Origin of the sequence: Paenirhodobacter sp., assembly GCF_041916475.1 — a bacterium.
Lineage (GTDB): Bacteria > Pseudomonadota > Alphaproteobacteria > Rhodobacterales > Rhodobacteraceae > Rhodobacter.
Window position 1 is genome coordinate 1 of the sequence record NZ_JAYRZN010000033.1, and the last position, 21,316, is coordinate 21,316.

A 21,316-nucleotide genomic window follows, 5' to 3' on the forward strand; every position below is an offset into this window, starting at 1 on the left:
TTCGCGCGCCGGCTAAGGACGCTCGGCGCGCTCACGCCCTACGAATAGGTCTGCAAAATCTGGACGTCAGAGCCAGACAGATTCACCGAAGGCCCGATCCACCAGATGCAGGGAGTGAAAATCAAGGGCTCCGTAATTTGCCTGCACGACCCGGACCGCCCGAATTCGTATCGGAGCCAAGAGTTGCGGACCGGGGCGGAGCAAGGTTCTGATCCTAAAAGGCAAACCGTCTGTTCCGCAAACGCGGAAAATCGCCCCCCGTGAGATGCGGCCCCGTCGCTCGGAAGGGGAAATCGATGGCACTGATCGTACCCGAAAGCCGAAGCGGAGGCACCCAGATCCGCGAAACGTTCGATGCTGGCCCTGGCAGATCCGATCAACAGAACTTTCGAACAGATTTATGCCGCGAAATGGCGCCGTTTTGCGGCACGGCCGCGCCGGAACATGCCGATCTCCCACTCTTCCATCCAGCGGCGCGCGGGCATGTCGTGGCCAGAGGCCAAGCGCGGCAGCAGTGCCTGGCGCAGCCCCTCCGGCATCAGCTCGACATAGCTGTTGCTTGCCTCCACGGAAGACACCCACATTCCGTCGGCGACGATCACTTCGGGCTGGTCCAGCAGCAGCGTATAGAGCGTCTCGCGCCCCTCGGCGCGCGGAAGCTCCGGGTTCAGCCGGTCGACCCGGGCAAGCATTTCACGCTCGGCGAACCACATCCGCAGCTCGTCACCTGCCAGCAGCACCCCGACCGCGGGCGAGAAGAGCGTATCGCGCGCCGGCATATCGGCGCCGAAGGTCCCGGCCGCAATCCTGACAGGCTGCTGCGCGGGCTGGGCCGGGCGCGCGATGACATGCTGGCCAACCCAGAGCAGCGGCTGAAATCCGTGGTCGCGGGTCTGGATCTTGTCTCCCGCTCGCAGCCAGTCCACCGGCACCGGGCCGGTATCGGTCGCGATCATCGTTCCGGGGCCGAATGCGGGCAGTTCCGCAAGCTCTTCGGCCGAAGCCTGGCGCAGGGAGCCCGGTGCGGGCTGCACATCCGGATAGGCCTGCCCCGGCACGAGTGCCTCGGCCGCGAGATAGAGGCTCAGCACCCCGTCGATCTCGATCCGGTCGAGCCGCACGACGGCCCCGCCGGGCCCGCCGAGCAGAACCGGCACATCCGCGGTCAGAATCCCCCGGGTCACCAGCGCACCATGGCAATTGCGCAGCTCCGTTTCCTGGGCTCCGGGCACGATATGCCAGGCCATGGTCGCCGCGTCGAAGGCCGGGTCCAGCCTCCAGAGGCCGCGTTCACGGTCGCGGTGGAGGTAGGAGACCGGATAACCGATGGGCGTCATCTGCTGCGATCCTGATTCGGACAAGGACGAAGCGGCCGGGAGAGGTGACCGTATCCGCCGATCATTGGGTAAGGAATGCTAACGGCACCTTAACAGCCCTGCGGAAAATGCGACAAAATGTGCCAAGCCCATTGCCGCGGCGCCGGGCTGCGGGCATAGCTGCGCCATGGCGCGCCAGTTCGACTATGCCCAGATGAAGGAATGCTTCCGCCGGTTTCAGGCGGCGGACCCCCATCCGCAGGGGGAGCTCGACCATACCAATGCCTTCACCCTTCTCGTCGCGGTGGCGCTTTCGGCGCAGGCGACCGATGTGGGTGTGAACCGCGCCACGCGCGCGCTCTGGCCGGTGGCGGATACGCCCGCGAAGATGCTCGCGCTCGGCGAGGACGGGCTGACCGAGCATATCAAGACCATCGGCCTGTACCGGCAGAAGGCGAAGAACGTGATCCGGCTCAGCCAGATCCTCGTCGAGCGCTTCGGCGGCACGGTGCCGTCCTCGCGCGCGGCGCTGATGAGCCTGCCCGGCGTCGGGCGCAAGACCGCCAATGTCGTGCTGAACATCTGGTTTCATTATCCCGCGCAGGCTGTCGATACGCATATCTTCCGCGTCGGCAACCGGGTCGGCATCTGCCCGGGGCGCGATGTCGATGCGGTGGAGCGCGCGATCGAGGACAATGTGCCCGTCGAATTCCAGGACCACGCCCATCACTGGCTGATCCTGCACGGCCGTTACATCTGCACCGCGCGCAAGCCCCGCTGCGCCGACTGCCTGATCCATGACCTCTGCCAATTCGAGGAGAAAACCGCGTGAAGACCCATCAGGTCGTCGGTATCGGTAATGCCATCGTCGACGTCATCGCCCAGTGCGACGACAGCTTCCTCGACCATATGGGGATCGAGAAAGGCATCATGCAGCTGATCGAGCGCGACCGCGCCGAGACGCTTTATGCGGCCATGAAGGAGCGCACGCAGGCGCCGGGGGGCTCGGTCGGCAATACCGTTGCGGGGCTCGGCAACCTCGGGCTGCGCGCGGCCTTCATCGGGCGCGTGCGCGACGATGCGCTCGGCCGGTTCTATGAGGCGGCGCTCCATGGCGAGGGCACCGGCTTTCCGAACCGCCCCGTCGCCGGAGATCTGCCGACCTCGCGCTCCATGATTTTCGTGACGCCGGATGGCGAGCGCTCGATGAACACCTATCTCGGGATCTCGGCGGAGGTCTCCACCGAGGATGTGGCGCTGGAGGTGGTGGAGAACACCGAAATCCTGTTCCTCGAGGGCTACCTGTTCGACAAGGACCACGGCAAGGCCGCGTTCCTGAAGGCGGCGCAGGGCTGCCACCGGGGCGGCGGGCGCGCGGGCATCGCGCTCAGCGACCCGTTCTGCGTCGACCGGCACCGCGACAGTTTCCGCCGCCTCGTGCGCGAGGAGATGGACTATGTGATCGGCAACGAGCACGAATGGGAATCGCTCTACCAGACCGATCTGGAGAGCGCGCTGCGCCAGGCGGCGGCGGAATGCGGGCTCGTGGTCTGCACCCGCTCCGGGGCGGAGGTGATCTTGCTGCGGGGCGCGGAGCGGGTCGAGGTCCCGGTGCGGCGCGTGGTGCCGGTGGATGCCACCGGCGCCGGAGACCAGTTCGCGGCCGGGTTCCTCTATGGCTATGCGACGGGGCAGCCGCTCGAGGTCTCCGGGCGGATGGGCTGCCTCGCGGCGGCTGAGGTGATCGGCCATTTCGGCGCCCGGCCGGAGAGCGACATTCGCGCGCTGTTCCGGGAGCATCGGCTGCTCTGAAGGGATCTGGGGGCCATGGGCTGCGCGGCGGCTCTCTGGATATGCCCTGCGATGGCGCAGGGCGCATAAGTCAGGCGAGCCGTAGCATCACCGCCCCGAGCGCGATGGTCACCGCCCCGGCGATGCGCGCGGCCGTTGGGCGTTCGCCCAGCATCACGACGGCAATCCCGAGGCCAAACAGGATCGCCGTCTCGCGCAGCGCCGCAACCACGGCGACCGGCGCCTGTGTCATCGCCCAGAGCGCCAGCCCATAAGACACGATCGAGCCGATCCCGCCGATCAGCCCCGCGCGCCAGTTCCGCGCGAGATAGCGCAGGTAGGTATCGCCCCGCCGCAGCAGCATCCAGCCGCTGATCGGCAGGCCGCCGAGAAGAAAAACCCAGAGCGTATAGCCCGCCGCGGCGCCGGAAAGCCGTACGCCAATGCCATCGCTCAGCGTATAGGTGGCGATCACCCCGGCGTTGGCCAGGGCCCAGGCCGCGCCCCGGCCATCCTCGCCGCCGATGCGCACCGTGGCGAGGATCCCCATGCTCAGCACCGCGATGCCGAGCCAGGCGGCAGCGGGCAGATGCTCGCCCAGCACCAGCGCCCCGAACCCCGCCACCAGCAGCGGCGCCGTGCCCCGCATCAGCGGATAGGTGCGGCTCATGTCTGCATGCCGGTAGGCCTGGGTCAGCAGCAGGAAGTAGACGTTCTGCAGCACCGCCGAGACAGCGAGATAGGGCCAGCTGGCGGGCGCGGGCGCGGGCAGGAACGGCAGGCACAGCGCCGCCAGCACCGAGCCGGTGCCCGCGACCAGCGCCATGGTCATCAGCTTGTCCGCCCCGCTCTTGACGATGGCGTTCCAGCTCGCATGGGCAAAAGCCGCCAGCAGCACGATCAGAAAGACGCTGAGGGTCATCGCGCGAGCTTCGCATGCACGGCGTCGAGATCCACCGGCCCGAGCGGCGCCGCGCGGTCGGGGTCGTCCGGGTCGTAGCGGAACAGCTGGAAATCGCGCTTGTACATGTCCCAGACCAGGTGCCGGGTCAGATCGTCGAAATACTCCGAAACCCTGTGCGCGCGCCTGGGCCCATGGCCCTGCGATTCATTGAACCGCGGGATCGTGCGCAGATCGACCCGCACCGGCGTCTGCGCCGCATCCAGAACGCCCTGCATGCCCGCGTCGAAATCCTCCACGCAGAAGATCCGGTCATAGCGCCCGCCGTTGGCCACCAGCGTCGCCACATGCGATGCCATCGCCGACCAGTGGATATCCGGGTCCATCGGCTTGCGAAACCGCACCGTATCGCGCGCAAACAGCACGAAGCGCCGGAACGCGCGGATCTGGTCGAAATCGAACCCGTTTTCGGGGCTGCCCACCTCCACGCCATAGCGGCGCATCAGATCGGGCAGCAGATTGCCCCGATAGCGCCGGCCGTTGCGCTGGATCCCGGCGATCTTGTCGAAGAACGACGACAGGATCCGCGCATAGGGGTTGCGCACGCAGGTAAACGTCAGCGCGCGGTGTGCCCGCAGATTGGCCTCGATCCGCGGCTGGCTCGGCTCCAGCCCCCATTTGTGCAGCCCCTCGGCCGCATCGTGGATGTCGCCCTCATAGAACTGGCCGTGATCGGACCAGAACATGATCTGCCCGATGGTCGAGCAGGCGCATTTCGGCACGACCCGATAGACCATGCTCTCACTCTCGGTCATCCAGGTGCCGGGAAACCCCATCTGCTGCCTCCGCGCAACGATCTCTCCCCAATGGCAAACTTCCGCTGTCGTTTCAAATGTCTTTGGCGCTATCAAGGCGGGGAAGAAGTGTTTGCATCGTTCACATGGCCCAGGTCGCCTTCCTCCTGCTGACCCACCGCGATCCGGAGGGGGTGATCCGCCAGGCCGAGCGGCTGACGGCGGCGGGCGATATGGTCGCGCTGCATTTCGACGCGCGCGCGCCTGCGGCCGACTGGGCGCGGATCCGGGTGGCGCTGGCGGGCAATCCCGCCGTGGCCTTCGTGGAGCGGCGGATCCGCTGCGGCTGGGGCGAGTGGAGCCTGGTCGAGGCGACGCTCGCCACCCTGCGCCGGGCGCTCGCGGCCTTCCCGGAGGCGAGCCACTTCTACCTGCTCTCGGGCGATGGCATGCCGATCAAGACGGCCGAATACCTGCATGCGCTGCTGGAGGCAGATCCCGCGGACCATATCGAGAGCGTGGATTTCCACGGCTCGGGCTGGATCCAGACCGGGATCCGGGAGGAGCGGCTCATCTACCGGCATTATTTCAACGAACGCCGGCACAAGCGCCTGTTCGACATGAGCCTCGCGCTGCAGAGCCGCCTCGGCCTCGCACGCCGCCCGCCGGCCGACCTGCAAATGATGATCGGCTCGCAATGGTGGTGCCTGCGCCGCACCACCGCCACCGCGCTCCTCGCCTTCGTCGCTGCGCGCCCCGATGTGGTGCGTTTCTTCCGCACCACCTGGATCCCGGACGAGACCTTCTTCCAGACGCTGGTGCGCCATCTGGTGCCCGCGCCCGAGATCCGCAGCCGGCCGCCCACCTTCGTGCTGTTCACCGATTACGGGATGCCCGTGGTGTTCTGCAACGATCACCACGACCTCCTGATCGCGCAGGGCCATCTGTTCGCGCGCAAGATCAGCGCCGATGCGGCGGCTTTGCGTGCGGAGCTCGATGCGCTGTGGCGCGCGCGGGGCGTGGCCGTCCGGGCCTCGGACGAGGGCAGGGCGGTGTTTCGCTTCCTCACCAGCCGCGGGCGTATCGGGCTTCGCTTCGCGCCGCGCGCCTGGGAGGCGGGCGCACAGATTGGCCGCGACCGGGTGCTGCATGTGCTTTTGTGCAAGAAATGGCATCTGGCCAAGCGGCTGGCGGCGCAGATCCGGGCGGCCACGCAGATCCCGGCCGAGGGCTATCTGTTCGACGAGGATGGCGGCTTGCCGGATCTGGGCGGGATCGAGCGCCATGTCGCGAAGCGCAACCGCCACCGCAAGGCGCTGCTCAGGATGCTGTTCGATTATCACCAGACGTCGCGGCTGCTGATCTGCTCCGATCCGGCGGCCCTCGAGCGGCTGCGCGATTTCGCAGCCGACGCGGCCGAACTGCGCGTGCTGGAGCTTGGCTGCGCGTTTTCGGAGGCCGATCTGGCCGCCCATGCCCGCCGCCTCGGGCTGGTGGGGCCGGATACGCCCGCGGCGGTTCTCGATCAGGTCCTGCCCGCGCTGCGCGCCGATCTGCGCCAGGAAAGCGCGCGGCTCTCGGATGCGGGCTTCGCGCAGTTTTTCCGCATTCCGGCGCAGGCCGCGCCCGCGGAAGCCGCGCAGATCCTGGCGCGGTTCCTTGACATCGCCCCCGAGCTTGCGCTCGGTATCGTGCACAAAGATCATCTGTTCAGCGACTGAGGAGGCCGCACATGCCCTACGCCTATGACACCAGCAACATCTTCGCCCGGATCCTGCGCGGCGAGATTCCGAACAAGACCGTTCTGGAAACCGCGCATACGCTGGCCTTCCACGACATCGCGCCGAAGGCGCCCGCGCATGTGCTGGTGATCCCGAAGGGGCCCTATGTGACCTACGACCATTTCTGCGCCGAAGCCTCCGATGCCGAGATCGTGGATTTCGCCCGCGCCTGCGCGCAGGTCTGTGAAATGCTGGGCCTGAGTGCGGCCGATGGCGGCAAGGGATCGCGCGCAATCACCAATGCGGGCGAGCATGGCGTGCAGGAGGTGCCGCATTTCCACCTGCACATTCTGGGCGGGCGGGTGATCGGACGGATGATTGAAAACGCCTGAGGGTGTTGCGAACCGCCCTGATTTCGTTGCAATACTGGCGCGAGACAGATCGCGCAGCCCTATCACGGAGTTTCCGATGACCGCCACCGCTCCCAAGCCGCCCGAAGAGCAAGTCGTCACCAGCTGGAAGGTCGCCTGCGATGGCGGCGAGGGGGCGTTGGGCCATCCGCGGGTGTGGCTGGCGATTCCGCAAGAGACGGGCTTCGTCGAATGCCCCTATTGCGACAAGAAATACATCATCGACCGCGATCACGCGCATTCGGACCACTGAGCGCCAGCCAGCGCGCATCAGCCTTTTGGGCGGCTCCCTCGGGGGCCGCTTTCGCTTCGGCAGCGGCCCCACCGCGGGGCGCCCGGGGCAGGAGCGGGGGCTGCTCCTGCGAATCCTGAGCCTTGACGCATCGATCCAGCGGGCCATCGAAAAGGTGTCAGTAGCGGTGACTGCTCCTGCTGATCAGGGAGACGACAGCCCCTCTCCGGGCGGCAAGGCACCCGCCCAGGGAGCCGGGGCCCCGCCCCGGTTAGTTCAGGGCCATCTCGGGGATCTCCGCGGGCAGGATCAGCGCGGCCTCGGTCGCGGCGAGGATCTGCTCCACGCTGACGCCGGGGGCACGCTCCGCGAGCACCAGCCCGGCTTCGGTCGGGCGGATCGCGGCCAGCTCCGTGACCACCAGATCGACCCGCCGCGCCGTCGTCAGCGGCAGGCTGCACTCCCGCACGATTTTCGACGCCCCCTTCGCGGCATGCTGCATCGCCACCACCAGCTGCCGCGCCCCCGTCGCGAGGTCCATCGCCCCGCCCATGCCGGGCACCATCTTGCCGGGCACCTTCCAGTTTGCCAGATGCCCCGCCTCATCCACCTGCAGCCCGCCGAGCACGGTCATGTCCACATGCCCGCCGCGGATCAGCGCGAAGCTCATCGCGCTGTCGATGGAGGCAGCCCCCGGCACGGCCGTAACCAGGCCCGCGCCCGCATCCGTCAGCCAGGGGTTTTCCAGCCCGGGGGCAGGGCGGCCCCCAAGGCCCACGATCCCGTTTTCGGCCTGAAAGAACACGCGCATTTCCGGGCCGACATGCCCCGCCACCATCGAGGGCAGCCCGATGCCCAGATTGACCAGCATTCCGGGGCGGATTTCGCGCGCGACACGGCGGGCGATCAGTTCCTTGGCATCCATCGTGGCCTCCTCAATGCGTGACCAGGTGATCGACGAGCACGCCCGGCGTCTTGACCATATCGGGCGGGATCACGCCCACCGGCACCACGCTCTCGGGCTCGGCCAGCACCGTGGCGGCCGCGAGCGCGATGATCGGGTTGAAGTTCTGCGCGGTCAGGGTGAAGGCGAGATTTCCGACGTAATCCGCCTGCGCTGCGTCGATCAGCGCGAAATCGGCGCGCAGCGGCAGCTCCAGCAGGAAGGAGCGCCCCTCGATTTCAATGACACGCTTGCCCTCGGCGACTTCGGTCCCGAGCCCGGTCGGCGTCAGCACCCCGCCCAGCCCCGCGCCGCCCGCCCGGATCCGCTCGATCAGCGTGCCTTGCGGCACCAGATCCACGGCGATTTCGCCCGCCAGCATCTTTTCCTGGGTCTCGTGGTTCAGCCCGATATGCGAGGTGACGAGCCGCCCCACCATGCCCGCGCTCACCAGCTTGCCGATGCCGCGCCCGGGCAGGGCGCTGTCGTTGGCGATGATGGTCAGATCGCGCGGCCCGCGGGCGACCAGCGCATCGATCAGGCGCTCGGGCGTGCCCACGCCCATGAACCCGCCCACCATCAGGCTGGCCCCATCCGGGATAAGCTCGGCCGCGGCGGCCGGCGTCAATGCGCTTATCATTCTGTCTCCTGTCCCGTGCCGCCGGCGAAAATTTCCGTCCGGCCGAGTTCTGGGCGCCGCATGCTGCGCCGCCTGCAGCGCCCATTAAAGATGGATCCGCGCCAAAAACAAGCGCCGCGCTGCGCTGCGGCAGCCGGTCAGGCGGGCGGCAGGATTTCGATCCAGAGGAGGCGCGGATCCTGTGCCGGCGTGCAGGCGATCAGGTCAAACCGCTGCAGCCCGTATTCCGGCACCGGCTGCAGGGCCAGCGCATAGCGCGCAAGGACCGGCCCGGACGAGGGCGCCCCGAGATGCGCGCGCAGCGGGCGGCGCACCATGACATTGAGGTCGAGCAACGCCGGGCCGTGCAGCCGCGCGGAACAGGGCACATCGCCCGCAAAGGCGACCGGCGCGGCACCGGGCGCGATCTCCACGTCGCGCTCCGGGAGCGACAGGGTCATCGCGCCGCCCTCCAGCACGGTGAGCCAGCGGTCTATGCCCGCGAACAGCGAAAACGGCCCCGATTGCGCCACCTCCGCCGTGCTGATGCGCCAGTCGAACCCGTCCAGACCGGCGCCCTCGGGCATGGCGAGAATCTCTGCCGTACGGCCGCCGCCGTTCTTCCAGGGGGTGAAAACCCGTTCCGCGCGGCGCCAGATTCGGGTGGGTTGGTTCATGGGTGCCTCCTGATTGGGCATCGCCGCCCAAAGTCTGCGCAAATGGGCTTTCTCGGCGGCAAAACCACCGTTACCACGAACAGGAGGATTGCGGGCCAGAGTCGCGAAAATATGTTTGGACATTATCGTTTCGGCGCAGCGCGTCAAGCGGCGGGCAGCGAAGGAGGGCAGGGGCGCGGATGACGGCTTTTCTGGAAGCGATGTTTTCCCTGAAGGGGCGGCGCGCGCTGGTGACGGGGGCAAGCCGCGGCATCGGGGCGGAGCTCGCGCTCGGGCTCGCCAGGGCCGGGGCCGACGTGGTGCTCACGGCGCGCAGCCTGGATGCTTTGGCCGCAACCGCCGCAAGCATCGCCGCCACCGGCCGCGAGGTGCAGTGCATCGCCTGCGATCAGCGCGATATCGCACAGGTCCGGGCGGCGCTCGGTGGGCTGGAGATCGACATTCTGGTCAATAACGCGGGCATCGAGGATGTCTGCCCCTCCGCCGATGTCTCCGAGGAGCTCTGGGACCGGATCGTCGATACGAACCTGAAGGGCGCCTTCTTCGTCGCGCAGACGGTGGCGCAGGGGATGCTCACGCGCGGGCAGGGCACGATCGTCAACCTCGCCTCGCTCACCTCCTTCGTGGGGGTGCCCACGGCCACGCCCTATGGCGCATCGAAAAGCGGCGTTTTGGGCATGACCCGCGCGCTGTCGGCCGAATGGGCGCCGCGCGGGGTACGGGTCAATGCGATCGCGCCCGGCTATTTCCGCACCGCGATGACCGAGGTGTTCTACCAGAACGCGGACTGGGCCGCGGGCATGGCGGCGAAGATCCCGCTCGGGCGCTTCGGCGCGCTGGAGGATCTGGTGGGCGCGGTGGTCTATCTGGCCTCGCCCGCCTCGGCCTATGTGACGGGGCAGTGCCTCGGCATCGACGGCGGCTATCTGGCCGCGATCTGAGGAATGGTGATGAACGAACTTGCGGTGCGGGTGCACAAGGTCAGCATGGATTTCGGCACCGGGGGAATGGCGGTGCGCGATGCCTCGTTCGATCTGGAGACGGGGCGGTTCCTGACCATTCTCGGGCCCTCGGGCTCGGGCAAGACCACGCTCCTGCGGATGATCGCCGGGTTCCTGCGCCCGACATCGGGCGCGATCACCATCCATGGCCAGCCGGTGGAGGCGGTGGAGCCGCACCGGCGCGCGGTGGGGATGGTGTTCCAGAAGCTCGCGCTGTTCCCGCATATGACGGCTGCGGAAAACGTCGCCTTCCCGCTGAAGATGCGCCGCTTCGACCCGCGCACCATCCCGGCGCGGGTGGAGCGCTATCTCGATCTCGTGCGGCTCGGCGGCTTCGGCGGGCGGCGGATCCACGAGCTGTCGGGCGGGCAGCAGCAGCGCGTGGCCATTGCCCGGGCGCTGGTCTTCGAGCCGGAGCTGCTTCTGCTCGACGAGCCACTCGCGGCGCTCGACCGCAAGCTGCGCGAGGAGATGCAGCTTGAGTTCCGCCGGATCCAGAAGGAGCTCGGGGTCACCACGATCAACGTCACCCACGATCAGCGCGAGGCGCTGGTGGTTTCGGACGATATCATCGTCATGGACGGCGGCGAGATCCAGCAGCATGCGCAGCCGGTGACGATGTATCGCGAGCCGGCGAACCCGTTCGTGGCGGGCTTCATCGGCGTTTCGACCTTCCTCGATGGGGTGGCGACGGCCGAGGGCATGGAAGCGGAGGGGCGCGCCTTCGCCGGGCGCCATATCGGCGCCATCGCGCCCGGGGCGCCGGTGCGCGCCGCGATCCGCGCCGAGCAGATCCTGCTCGATCCGCCCTCCGGCCCGACGCTGCCCGGCACGGTGAGCGACGTGATCTTCGAGGGCGAGCGGCTGCTCTATGTCGTCTCGGCGGCCGGGCGCGCGTTTCAGGTCTATCACCACGATCCGGAGGGGCATGCGCCCCGCGCCATCGGCGCGCCGGTCAGCCTTGGCTGGGCGCCGCGCGACCTGCATATTTTCAAATCCCGCTAGGGGCCAACACGGAGGGAAGGACATGACGAATTCGATCAGCCGCCGCACGATTCTGCGCACGGGCGCGGGGGTGGCACTCGCCTCGGCGCTGCCGCTGCGCGGCTTCGCGCAAGAGCCGGCGAAGCCCGCCGAAATCATCGTCCGGGCCTGGGGCGGCTCCTGGGTCGAGGCGCTGAAGAAGGGGGTGTCGGATCCGTTTACCGCCGCGACCGGCATCGCCGTGCGCCACGACCTGAGCGAGGACAACGAGATCCAGCCGAAGCTCTGGGCCGCGGTGGCGCAAAAGCGCACCCCGCCGATCCATGTGAACTGGGACACCACCACCAACGCCACCAAATCGGCGCTGCGCGGCGTGACCGAGGATCTGTCGGATCTGCCGAACCTGAAGAACACCACCGATCTGGCGAAGCCTGTGGGGCTCGAGGGCTACCCGATCGTGAATACCTACGGCTATGTCTATGTGCTGGCCTACCGGCCTTCGGCCTTCCCGGACGGGGCGCCGAAATCCTGGAAGGACCTGCTCGATCCGAAGTTCAAGGGCCGCATCGCGCTTTACAATGACGGCATCGGCTTCCACTTCCCGGCGCAGGTCGCAGGCGGCGGCAAGCTCTCCGATATCCCCGGCAACATGGAGCCCGCCTGGGACTTCATCCGCGAGGTGAAGAAGCAAAACCCGCTCCTCGGCGAGGATCCGGATTTCACCACATGGTTCCAGAACGGCGAGATCGACGCCGCCTGCACCATCTCCACCAACGCCCGCGAGGCGCGCAACAACGGCGTGGATATCAAGTGGACGGTGCCGGTCGAGGGCTGCAAGTTCGACACCGACGGGCTCTGGGTGCCGAAGGGCCTGCCGGAGAACGAGCTCTACTGGGCCAAGCAATATGTGAATTTCGCCATCACCAGCGGTGCGCAGCAGGTCTGGCTCGACGGGCTCGGGCTTCCGGGCGTGGTGCCGGGGCTGACCCCGCCCGCGGATCTGGTGAACGATCCCTCCTATCCGGTGCGGCCCGAGGATTTCGAGCATCTGATCCGGATTTCCTCGCAGGTGCAGGTGGAAAACGAGAGCGCCTGGTTCGGCAAGTTCACCTAAATCATGCTGGGCTGCGGCCCCTCCCGCGCCCCCCCCGGCGGGGCCCGCGACTCCCGGGCAGGATGGACATGGACAAGCCGACACGCGATTTTCACTATCCGCTGCGCTGGCGGCTGATGGACGGGGCCGAGCGGCTCGCCGATATTCTCTGGCCGCGGCGCATGGCGCGCTGGACCGGCTGGCTTATGCTCACGCCGGCGCTGCTGCTGGTGGGGCTTCTGGTGCTGGGGCTCTTGTGGATCGCGGATGGCTCGCTCCGGGTGCTCGATACCGCGACGTTCCTGCCCTCCGAGAGCTGGTCGGCGGAGAATTACACCAAGGCGCTCACCACGCCGGTCTATGGCCGCATCGCCTGGCGCTCGGTTTCGGCCACGGCGCTGACCGTGGTGCTCACGCTGCTGCTCGCCTTCCCCTATGCCTATGCGATGGTGCGCACGGAGCGCGCCTGGGTGCGCAAGGCGCTCCTGGTGGTGCTGTTCCTGCCGTTCTTCATCGGCCAGGTGGTGCGGGCCTATGGCTGGCTCATCATCCTCGGCAATGCGGGCATCGTGAACGAGGGCCTAGGCCTTCTGGGCGTGCCGCCGCAACGGCTCCTGTTCAACTTCTGGGCGGTGGTGTTCGGGCTGGTGCAATACATGCTGCCCTTCGCGGTGCTGATGCTGGCCCCGGCGCTGACCGCGATCCCGGCCGAGATCGAGACCGCCGCGGGCTCCCTCGGGGCGAACTGGCGCCGGACGCTGTGGCATGTGGTGCTGCCGATGGCGAAGCCCGGGCTGATCGGGGCCGGGCTGGTGGTGGCGACGCTGACGCTCACCGATTTTGCCATGCCCGCGATGCTGGGCGGCGGCTCGCAGGATTTCGTCGCGAATGCGATTTATGACCAGTTCTTCCGCACCGCGGATCAGGGGCTGGGCGCGGCGCTGGCGCTGCTTCTGGTGGCGGCGGGTTCGGTGCTCGCGGCGGTGGTCTTTGCCGCCTTCGGCGCGGGCACGCTGGCGATGGGGGCGCGGAAATGAAGCGGCTGAGCATCTGGAGCCTCGTCTGGCTGTCGATCCTGACGCTTTCGGCGCCGACGCTGGTGGTGATCGGGGCTTCTTTCACCGCGGGCAACATGATCGCCTTCCCGCCGGAGGGGCTGTCGCTGAAATGGTACGAAAAGATCATCGCCGCGCGCGATCTGCGCCAGGCCTTCGGGCGCTCGCTGGTCGTCGCGGCGGTCTGCACGGCGGTGGCGCTGCCCGTGGGCACGCTGGCGGGGCTCGCGCTCTCGCGCTACCGGCTGCGCGGGGAAGGGGCGCTGCAGGTCTATCTGCTCTTGCCCTTCACCGTGCCGCTGATCGGCTCCGGCATCGGGCTCATGCTCGTCTTCGGGCAATGGGGCATTCTGGGGCAGGTCTGGCCGGTGGGCATCGCCTGCGCGGTGATCAACCTGCCGTTCATCGTCTGGTCGGTCTCCTCCTCCGCGGCGGCGCTCGATGGCGATCTGGAGCTGGCCGCGCAGAATTGCGGGGCCGGGCGGGTGCAGACCTTCGTCCATGTCACGCTGCCCGCGGTCATGCCGGGCGTGATCACCGGGGGGCTGCTGATGTTCGTGCTGGCGATGAACGAATTCCTCGTCAGCCTGCTGCTCACCGATGCGCGCACGGTGACCCTGCCGGTGCAGATCTACAATTCCATCCGCTCCATCATCACCCCGGATCTCGCGGCGGTGTCGGTGGTCTTCGTGCTGGTCGCCTTGCTGGCGATCTGGCTGCTCGACCGGCTGGTCGGGCTGGAAATCTTCCTGAAATCGAAATGAGGACATCATGCAGGTCACGTTCAAGGTCCTGGCCGATCTGACCCCGGCCGAGCGCTCTGATCTCACCCGCCGCTCGGAGGCCGACCTTTCGTTCTTCCTCGAGCGTGTCGGGCCGATCATCGAGGCGGTCAAGACCGAGGGCGATGCGGCGCTGGCGCGCTTCGGGCGCGATTTCGACAAGGCCGCGGGCCTGCGCCCCGATGACCTGAAGGCCACCGAGGCCGATTTCGACGCGGCCTTCACCCAGGTCGCCCCAGAGGTGATCGCGGCGATCCGCTTCGGCATCGAGAACATCCGCAGCTTCCACGAGGAGCAATCCCCCGAGGCGATGTGGCTGAAAGAGGTGCGCCCCGGCGCCTTCGCAGGCGACCGCTTCACCCCGATTTCCTCTGTTGCGCTCTATGTGCCGCGCGGGAAGGGGGCGTTCCCCTCGGTGACGATGATGACCTCGGTCCCGGCGGTGGTGGCGGGCGTGCCCGACCTCGCGATTTTCACCCCGCCCGGGCCGGACGGCAAGGTCGATGCGGCGACGCTGGTCGCGGCGCGGCTCGCGGGGGTGTCTACCGTGTACAAGGCCGGGGGCGCGCAGGCGGTGGCCGCCGCGGCCTATGGCACCGAAACCGTGAAGCGCGCGCGCAAGATCGTCGGCCCCGGCAGCCCCTGGGTGGTGGCGGCGAAGCGGCTCCTCTCTTCGGTGATCGACCCGGGCCTGCCCGCGGGCCCTTCGGAATGCGTGATCCTGGCCGATGATACGGTGCATGGCGGGCTCGCGGCGCTCGATCTGCTGATCGAGGCCGAACATGGCCCCGACAGCTCCGCCTGGCTGGTGACCTCCTCGCGGCGCGTGGCCGAAGAGGCGCTGGCTGCGCTGCCCGAGCACTGGAGCCGGATGGGCGCGCAGCGGGTGGAATTCTCGCAGAAGGTTCTGGGCGGGCGGTCGGGCGGGATCATCCTCGCGCGCGACATGGCCGATGCCTGTGCCTTCGTGAACGAATATGCCCCCGAGCATCTGGAGATCCTGTCGGAGAAGCCGTTCGAATATCTGGGCGACATCACCGAGGCCGCGGAGATCCTGATGGGCACGCATACGCCGGTTTCGATCGCGAATTTCGCGCTCGGTCCCAATGCCGTGCTGCCGACCTCGGCCGGCGCGAGCACCTATGGCCCGCTCTCGGTCACGGATTTCGTGCGGCGCAGCTCCATCGGCTATGTCACGCCGAAGGGCTATGCCCCGCTCGCTGAGGCCGCGCATACGCTGGCTAGGTACGAAGGCTTCGACAACCATGCCAATGCGGTGAGCGAGATCCGCACACGTTATCTGAAATGAAGGCCGTGCGCCTGCATGGGGTGCAGGATCTGCGCGTCGAGGAGATCGCGGCCCCGGCGCCGCCCGGCCCCGCGGAGGTCACGCTCCGGGGCACGGCGGCGGGGATCTGCGGCTCGGATCTGCACAATTTCCGCACAGGCGCCTGGATCAGCCGGGCGCCTTCGGTCGCGGGGCATGAGTTCACCGGCGTGGTTACGGCCGTGGGCGCCGATGTGCGCCATGTGGCGCCGGGGGACCGGGTTCTGGTCGACAGCCGGCATGTGTGCGGGGTCTGCGCCGCCTGCCGCGCGGGGCTGAGCCAGGTCTGCGAACGGCTGGGGTTTCTGGGCGAGGTGATCGACGGCGGCTTTGCCGAGGCGGTGAGCCTGCCTGCGCGCAATGTGCTGCCCGCGCCCGAGGGCGTGGCCGACCGGCATCTGGCGATGGCCGAGCCGCTGGCGGTGGCGCTGCATGCGCTGAACCGGTTGGCGCTGCCGGAGGGGGCGCCTCTGGTGGTGACGGGCTGCGGGCCCATCGGCGGGCTGGCAGCACTCCTTGCCGCGCGGCGCGGCCATCTGGTCACGGTGATCGACCGCAATGCCGCGCGGGCGGCGCTGGTCGCGCAGGTCACCGGTGCCCGGATCGGCGATCTGGGCCGGATCTCCGCGCGTCATGCGCTGGATGCGACCGGAGCGCCTGCGGTTATCGCCGGGCTGGTGGCGGGGCTCGCGCCGGGCGGCGGGCTCGCGCTGGTGGGGATCGGCCATGGCCAGCTCGATCTGGATCCGGTGACGCTGGTGGAGAAGGAAATGGCCCTGATCGGCTGCCATGCCTTCGGGCAGGAGCTGGCCGAGGCGGGCGCGCTCTTGGCCGGGCTCGCGCCTGCGCTTGATGCGCTCATTGCCGAAAGGATCCCGCTCGATGCGGTGCCGGAGGCTTATGGGCGGCATCTGGCCGGGGCCGTGACCGGGCTGAAAACCATTATCGAGGTGGCGTGATGTCGCAAACCGCGGAGATCCGCGCGCTGGCGCGCACAAACGGCGCTGCCGCCGAAGCGCGGCTTTCGGAGTGGATTGCAGGGCTGTTCGGGATCCCGGTGAGTGGGCTCAGGATCAACCACGATCAGTATTCTCTCAATTCTCTCAACGGGTTCTTCCGGTCCGGCGCAGAGGACTTCTTCTTCAAGTTCCATCAGGAAGAGGGGGAGGAGGCGATGCGCGGCGAATATTACCGCGCCGATATCCTCGCGCGGGCGGGGCTTCCGGTGGATCAGCCGGTGCATATGTCGACCCTGCCGGGGGAGCAGGTGCTGATCTATCGCCGCCGTACCAGCCCGCGGTTCTCGGACGTGCTGCGCGCGCTCGATCTGGCGCCGGAGCGGGAGGCAATCGCGCGCGCAGCCGCGGCGGAGGCCGCGCTGAACGACCGGATCCTGACGGTCGCGACGCAAACGCTGCATCCGATCACGCCCGCGCAATCTAGGGCGGAACCGATCCATCGGCTGTTCCACGAGCGTCTGATCGACCCGCCGCAGGGGCGGTATCCGGGTGGACGGCTGGCGGCGTTCTACGTCGGGCAGCGGTTCGAATTGCCCGGCCTGAGCGCGGATTGGGCGGAAATCGCTGCGGCGCGCACGGTCCTGAATGGCATCCCCTATCGCCATTCGCTGGGTGAATTGTTCGACCGCGCCCATGTGCGGCTGGATCCGGCGCGCCTCGCAGATGCGGGGGGGATCGTGGCCCATGGCGATGCCCATAATGCCAATGTCTGGTACGAAGACGGGGCGCTGTCTTATTTCGACCCGGCCTTTGCCGGCGCCGATGTGCCCGCGCTGCTGGCCGAGGTGAAGCCCACCTTCCACAACATCTTTGCCCATCCGCTCTGGCTCTATGATGCAGCGGAGGCTTCCGGGCGCTACCAGGCCTCGGCGCGGCTGGAGGCGGGGCGGCTCCATATAGACACGGATTGGGCGCCGGGGCCGGTGCGGCGCGCGCTGCTTGCGGCCAAGTCCGCGCATTTCTGGCGCCCCTGGATTGCCCATCTGGCAGCGCAGAATCTGCTGCCGCCGGATTGGGAGGAGGTTCTGCGCCTCGCGCTGTTCCTCTGCCCGACGCTGGTGATGAACCTGAGGGGCGGCAATCCGGTCTCGCTGGCGGTGGGGCTTCAGGTCGCGCTGATGTGCGGCTCCGCCCCCGAAGCGGGCGCGGATCTGGTCACGGATTTCCTGGCCGGGATCCGCCCTGGGCTCAGGGCAATGGAATGAATTCGGAATGGTCGGTGGGGGGCAGGTCGAACTGCCCCTTGCCCCAGTCCCCGCGCCGCCATTCCTCCTTGGCGCTTTCGATCTTCTCGCGCGAAGAGGCGACGAAGTTCCACCAGAGGTAGCGCGGGCCGTTCAGCGTGGCACCGCCAAGCGCCATCACCCGCGCCCCGCGCGCCCCTGCCGCGACGGTGATCCGGTCTCCGGGGCGGAAGACCATCATCTGCCCGGCCTCGAATTCCTGCCCCGCGACACGGATCGAACCTTCGGTGACATAGATCCCGCGGTCTTCCTGATCGTCGGGCAGGGGGAACCGCGCCCCCGGCTGCAACACCACGTCGAGATAGAACGTGTCGGAATAGAGCGTCGCCGGTGCCTGCCCGCCATAGGCCTGCCCGAGGATCAGCGTGGCAGTGACGCCGCCATCCTCGAACTGCGGCAGGCTTTCCTTGCCATGATGCTCGAAGATCGGGGCCATGTCCTCATGGCTTTCGGGCAGCGCAATCCATGTCTGGATGCCATAGAGGCTGTGCGGCCCGGCGCGCCCCGCCGCGGAGGTGCGCTCCGAATGCGTCACGCCCTTGCCGGCGACCATCCAGTTCACCGCACCCGGCTCGATCACCAGGTCGCTGCCAATACTGTCGCGGTGATGGAAATCTCCGCGATACAGGAAGGTCACCGTGCCGAGGCCGATATGCGGATGCGGGCGGATGTCGATGCCCTTGCCGGTCAGGATCTCGGCGGGGCCGATATGGTCGAAGAAGATGAAGGGCCCGACCATCTGGCGCTGCGGCGCGGGCAGGGCGCGCTTCACCTCGAAGCCGCCCAGATCGCGGGCGCGCGGGATGATCAGGGTCTCGATTGCGTCGGTGTCGACGGCCTCCGGATTTCCGGGGTTCAGCATCGGGTTCCAGCTCATGTCGGTCTCTCCCTCTGGTCTGGCAGAGGATAGGTCCGATCCGGGCGAAGTCGATGCCGCAGTCTGTGCGGGGGCGCCCAGATCCTGTGCGCCCCCGGAAAGCTCAGCTCAGGAAATCGACATGGTCGGGCAGCATCGCCTTCAGCTCATCGCCGCTGACATCGAGGAAATAGATCCCGTGCCCATTGCCGAGATCGAGATAGGCATTTCCATCGAGGTCGATAATATTGTCGATCAGGGTTTCGGTGGTGACCTCACCCCCGGTTTCGGCACCGAGCCCATTGATGTTGCGGGTGATCAGCAGCGTATCCTCGTCGGAGAAATCGGCGATCATGTCGACACCGGAGGCGGAGCGGAACTCGAACGCATCGGTGCCATCGCCGCCAGTCAGATAATCGTCGCCTGCGCCGCCGTTGAGCGTATCGTCGCCGGTCCCGCCGTCGAGATAGTCGCCGCCGCGGCCGCCGTGCAGCCGATCGTCGCCGGCCTCGCCGAAGACCATGTCGTCGCCGCGGCCGAAATCATCCAGCCCCAGGAACAGATCGTTTCCTGCGCCGAGATAGGCCACGTCATCGCCGCCGCCGCCGTCCACGGTATCGTTGCCGTCGCCCGCAGTGATCCAGTCGTCGCTGAAACCGCCGAGGATATGGTCGTTGCCGTCGCCGCCCAGGATCGTGTCGTTGCCGTTGCCGCCGCTCAGCTCGTCATCGCCCGCGCCGCCGTCGAGGGAATCGTCGCCGAGGCCACCGTCGAGCGTGTCGTTGCCTGCGCCGCCCAGGAGCGTATCGGCGCCATTGTCGCCGCGCAGGATGTCGTGGCCGTCGCCGCCGTCGAGCAGATCATTGCCGTCCTGCCCACGCAGGGAATCGTTTCCGGCATCGCCATACAGGCGGTCGTTGCCGAAAGAGCCTTCGAGCGTGTCATGGCCATCGCCGCCGTGCATTTCGTCGGTGGACAGGCGCTTGTCGGCCACCCAGTCGCTGTAACTCAGGCCGCCGCGGTCGGTATCGCTCGCCCAGCGGACGTCCAGGACATCATCGCCCGCGCCGCCGAAGAGCAAGTTCGATCCCGCGCCGCCGTGCAGCATGTCGTTGCCGTCGCCGCCGTCGAGGGTGTCGTCGCCCAGGCCGCCGGTGAGGAGATCGTGGTCGTAGCCGCCGATCAGAAGGTCTGCGCCGGTGCCGCCGGTGAGGGAATCACGGCCGAGCCCGCCGATCAGCGTATCGTCCCCCGCGCCGCCCCCGATCAGGTCGGCGCCGAAGCCGCCGAAGATCAGGTTGTTGCCGGCCGTTCCCGCAACGGTGCCGCCGAACAGGCCCGAAGTCTGGATCGTGAACCCGAGGCTGCCGTCCGGGTTGCTGATTACCCCATTGAAAAGGTTGGAAAGAAAGCTCCAGTCCACCGATGTGGACCCGAATATCAAGTTGAGATTGACGCCGCTGTAGCCGCTGCTCACGGTATATCCCCCAAAACACGGTCCGGCACCCCTGCCGTACGAACCACCCGTGACGACTATCTGATGGGGGCAATCCCTTACCGAAGAGTGAAGGCCGTGCGGCGGAGGCGCCGATCACGGAATCGAGATGCTGCAAATGCGAAATAAATCCCGGCCGCCAATTAACCCGAGGTTAAGCGCGGGGATGGGTAAGTGGCCCTTACGTGGGTGGACACGTGCAAAAAGAGGGTAACATGGCGACAATTCCAGGCAGTGCATTCAGTGATTTCTTGTTCGGCACGTCGATGAACGACTTCATCGACGGTGGCGCGGGGAACGATACGCTTTCCGGCGGTTCGGGGGATGATATCCTCAAGGGCGGCCTCGGCGACGACCTGCTCAACGGCGGTTCGGGCGACGATACGCTGCACGGCGGCGAGGGCAACGATCAGCTCCTCGGCGGTGCGGGGGACGACGTGCTTTATGGCGATGCGGGCAACGACACGCTTTCGGGCGGGGCGGGGCACGACGTGCTGTTCGGCGGAGATGGTAACGATCTTCTGGTTGGCGGCGCGGGCGATGACACGCTCGACGGCGGCGCGGGCGATGACGTGCTGGATGGCGGCGCGGGCGATGACGTGCTGGATGGCGGCGCGGGCGATGACCAGCTCGATGGTGGCGCGGGCGACGATTTCCTCGTCGGCGGCGAAGGTGACGATCTGCTGAAGGGCGGCGCCGGGGCCGACACGCTCGACGGCGGCGCGGGCGACGACATCCTCTACGGCGGCGCGGGCGATGATCTCTTCGTCTTCTCCGGCGGTGGCGATGTGGTGATGGACTTCTCCGACGGCGACCTGCTGCAGATCTCCTCCTCGCTTGACGGTGTGTCGCTGGCTTCGGCCGATGACGTGGCCGACTACGCCGTCGATCTCGGCGACGCGGGCACCCTGATCGACTTCGGTCAGGGCGACAGCGTGCTGCTGCACGGCGTGTCCTACGACGACGTGGTCGCCGACCCGTCGAAGTTCTTCACCGTCGGCTGATGATCTGTCCGGGCGCATCTTCGGATGCGCCCGGTTCTCTTCGTCTCCCTTA

General features: G+C 67.7%; 22 protein-coding genes and 1 pseudogene. 15 read left to right on the forward strand and 8 right to left on the reverse strand.

What is annotated here, in order from left to right; genetic code table 11:
• Positions 1 to 117, forward strand: a pseudogene (locus tag ACOMG5_RS13565) (IS481 family transposase); the annotation flags it as partial.
• A 281-nt stretch (positions 118 to 398) separates the two neighbouring features.
• Here ACOMG5_RS13565 and ACOMG5_RS13570 read toward each other — a convergent pair.
• Positions 399 to 1,337: a Hint domain-containing protein gene (locus ACOMG5_RS13570; RefSeq protein WP_420344335.1), complete on the reverse strand. Its 939-nt coding sequence runs from the start codon at positions 1,335 to 1,337 to the stop codon at positions 399 to 401.
• Positions 1,338 to 1,503: 166 nt separating this feature from the next.
• Between ACOMG5_RS13570 and nth the strand changes: the two genes are divergently transcribed.
• Together nth and ACOMG5_RS13580 are read left to right on the forward strand one after the other, a co-directional pair.
• Positions 1,504 to 2,148, forward strand: a complete 645-nt coding sequence (gene nth / locus ACOMG5_RS13575; RefSeq protein WP_420344336.1) for an endonuclease III — start codon at positions 1,504 to 1,506, stop codon at positions 2,146 to 2,148.
• Complete coding sequence (locus ACOMG5_RS13580) at positions 2,145 to 3,128, forward strand: adenosine kinase (protein ID WP_420344337.1); 984 nt, start codon at positions 2,145 to 2,147, stop codon at positions 3,126 to 3,128. The genes nth and ACOMG5_RS13580 overlap by 4 nt, the downstream gene beginning before the upstream one ends.
• A 70-nt stretch (positions 3,129 to 3,198) precedes the next feature.
• On the opposite strand, the gene ACOMG5_RS13585 is transcribed toward ACOMG5_RS13580, so the two are convergent.
• Together ACOMG5_RS13585 and ACOMG5_RS13590 are read right to left on the reverse strand one after the other, a co-directional pair.
• Positions 3,199 to 4,029 (reverse strand): EamA family transporter, encoded by an 831-nt coding sequence (locus ACOMG5_RS13585; RefSeq protein WP_420344338.1) that lies wholly within the window; start codon positions 4,027 to 4,029, stop codon positions 3,199 to 3,201.
• Complete coding sequence (locus tag ACOMG5_RS13590; RefSeq protein WP_420344339.1) at positions 4,026 to 4,844, reverse strand: sulfotransferase family protein; 819 nt, start codon at positions 4,842 to 4,844, stop codon at positions 4,026 to 4,028. The genes ACOMG5_RS13585 and ACOMG5_RS13590 overlap by 4 nt, the downstream gene beginning before the upstream one ends.
• Positions 4,845 to 4,948: 104 nt before the next feature.
• Here ACOMG5_RS13590 and ACOMG5_RS13595 point away from each other — a divergent pair, with 104 nt between their 5' ends.
• The 3 genes from ACOMG5_RS13595 to ACOMG5_RS13605 all read left to right on the forward strand — a co-directional run bounded on the left by ACOMG5_RS13595 (position 4,949) and on the right by ACOMG5_RS13605 (position 7,186).
• The gene (locus ACOMG5_RS13595) at positions 4,949 to 6,523 is read left to right on the forward strand and encodes a DUF5928 domain-containing protein (protein WP_420344340.1); all 1,575 of its coding nucleotides are present in this window, start codon (positions 4,949 to 4,951) and stop codon (positions 6,521 to 6,523) included.
• A gap of 11 nt (positions 6,524 to 6,534) precedes the next feature.
• Positions 6,535 to 6,915 (forward strand): HIT domain-containing protein, encoded by a 381-nt coding sequence (locus tag ACOMG5_RS13600; protein ID WP_420344341.1) that lies wholly within the window; start codon positions 6,535 to 6,537, stop codon positions 6,913 to 6,915.
• Between the two features lie 76 nt (positions 6,916 to 6,991).
• A complete protein-coding gene (locus ACOMG5_RS13605) occupies positions 6,992 to 7,186 on the forward strand; it encodes a zinc-finger domain-containing protein (RefSeq protein ID WP_420344342.1) in 195 nt (64 codons plus the stop codon).
• Between the two features lie 250 nt (positions 7,187 to 7,436).
• Here the strand turns inward: ACOMG5_RS13605 and ACOMG5_RS13610 are convergent, their stop codons facing one another.
• The 3 genes from ACOMG5_RS13610 to ACOMG5_RS13620 form a co-directional block, all read right to left on the reverse strand.
• Positions 7,437 to 8,090, reverse strand: a complete 654-nt coding sequence (locus ACOMG5_RS13610) for a 3-oxoacid CoA-transferase subunit B (protein ID WP_420344343.1) — start codon at positions 8,088 to 8,090, stop codon at positions 7,437 to 7,439.
• Between the two features lie 10 nt (positions 8,091 to 8,100).
• On the reverse strand, positions 8,101 to 8,748 hold the full coding sequence (locus ACOMG5_RS13615) for a 3-oxoacid CoA-transferase subunit A (protein WP_420344344.1): 648 nt from the start codon (positions 8,746 to 8,748) through the stop codon (positions 8,101 to 8,103).
• Between the two features lie 137 nt (positions 8,749 to 8,885).
• A complete protein-coding gene (locus tag ACOMG5_RS13620; protein ID WP_420344345.1) occupies positions 8,886 to 9,404 on the reverse strand; it encodes a HutD family protein in 519 nt (172 codons plus the stop codon).
• Positions 9,405 to 9,583: 179 nt separating this feature from the next.
• Here ACOMG5_RS13620 and ACOMG5_RS13625 point away from each other — a divergent pair, with 179 nt between their 5' ends.
• From ACOMG5_RS13625 to ACOMG5_RS13660, 8 genes are all read left to right on the forward strand, one after another.
• Entirely contained in the window at positions 9,584 to 10,345 is a 762-nt protein-coding gene (locus ACOMG5_RS13625) for a glucose 1-dehydrogenase (RefSeq protein ID WP_420344346.1), read from the forward strand.
• A 9-nt stretch (positions 10,346 to 10,354) separates the two neighbouring features.
• Positions 10,355 to 11,410, forward strand: coding sequence for an ABC transporter ATP-binding protein (locus tag ACOMG5_RS13630; protein WP_420344347.1), 1,056 nt, complete (start codon positions 10,355 to 10,357; stop codon positions 11,408 to 11,410).
• Positions 11,411 to 11,432: 22 nt separating this feature from the next.
• On the forward strand, positions 11,433 to 12,503 hold the full coding sequence (locus ACOMG5_RS13635; protein WP_420344348.1) for an ABC transporter substrate-binding protein: 1,071 nt from the start codon (positions 11,433 to 11,435) through the stop codon (positions 12,501 to 12,503).
• 68 nt (positions 12,504 to 12,571) lie between these two features.
• On the forward strand, positions 12,572 to 13,519 hold the full coding sequence (locus tag ACOMG5_RS13640) for an ABC transporter permease (RefSeq protein WP_420344349.1): 948 nt from the start codon (positions 12,572 to 12,574) through the stop codon (positions 13,517 to 13,519).
• On the forward strand, positions 13,516 to 14,301 hold the full coding sequence (locus ACOMG5_RS13645; protein WP_420344350.1) for an ABC transporter permease: 786 nt from the start codon (positions 13,516 to 13,518) through the stop codon (positions 14,299 to 14,301). The genes ACOMG5_RS13640 and ACOMG5_RS13645 overlap by 4 nt, the downstream gene beginning before the upstream one ends.
• Positions 14,302 to 14,308: 7 nt before the next feature.
• A complete protein-coding gene (gene hisD, locus ACOMG5_RS13650; protein ID WP_420344351.1) occupies positions 14,309 to 15,628 on the forward strand; it encodes a histidinol dehydrogenase in 1,320 nt (439 codons plus the stop codon).
• Complete coding sequence (locus tag ACOMG5_RS13655) at positions 15,625 to 16,605, forward strand: zinc-dependent alcohol dehydrogenase (protein ID WP_420344352.1); 981 nt, start codon at positions 15,625 to 15,627, stop codon at positions 16,603 to 16,605. Before hisD ends, ACOMG5_RS13655 begins: the two co-directional genes overlap by 4 nt.
• Positions 16,605 to 17,870, forward strand: coding sequence for a hypothetical protein (locus tag ACOMG5_RS13660; RefSeq protein WP_420344353.1), 1,266 nt, complete (start codon positions 16,605 to 16,607; stop codon positions 17,868 to 17,870). The genes ACOMG5_RS13655 and ACOMG5_RS13660 overlap by 1 nt, the downstream gene beginning before the upstream one ends.
• Here ACOMG5_RS13660 and ACOMG5_RS13665 read toward each other — a convergent pair.
• Together ACOMG5_RS13665 and ACOMG5_RS13670 are read right to left on the reverse strand one after the other, a co-directional pair.
• Entirely contained in the window at positions 17,854 to 18,786 is a 933-nt protein-coding gene (locus ACOMG5_RS13665; protein ID WP_420344354.1) for a pirin family protein, read from the reverse strand. The genes ACOMG5_RS13660 and ACOMG5_RS13665 overlap by 17 nt on opposite strands.
• A gap of 103 nt (positions 18,787 to 18,889) precedes the next feature.
• Entirely contained in the window at positions 18,890 to 20,242 is a 1,353-nt protein-coding gene (locus tag ACOMG5_RS13670; RefSeq protein WP_420344355.1) for a calcium-binding protein, read from the reverse strand.
• Between the two features lie 233 nt (positions 20,243 to 20,475).
• Here ACOMG5_RS13670 and ACOMG5_RS13675 point away from each other — a divergent pair, with 233 nt between their 5' ends.
• Positions 20,476 to 21,264 carry a calcium-binding protein gene (locus tag ACOMG5_RS13675; RefSeq protein ID WP_420344356.1) on the forward strand — a complete coding sequence of 263 codons (789 nt, stop codon included), beginning with the start codon at positions 20,476 to 20,478 and terminating at the stop codon, positions 21,262 to 21,264.
• Positions 21,265 to 21,316 lie beyond the last annotated feature (52 nt).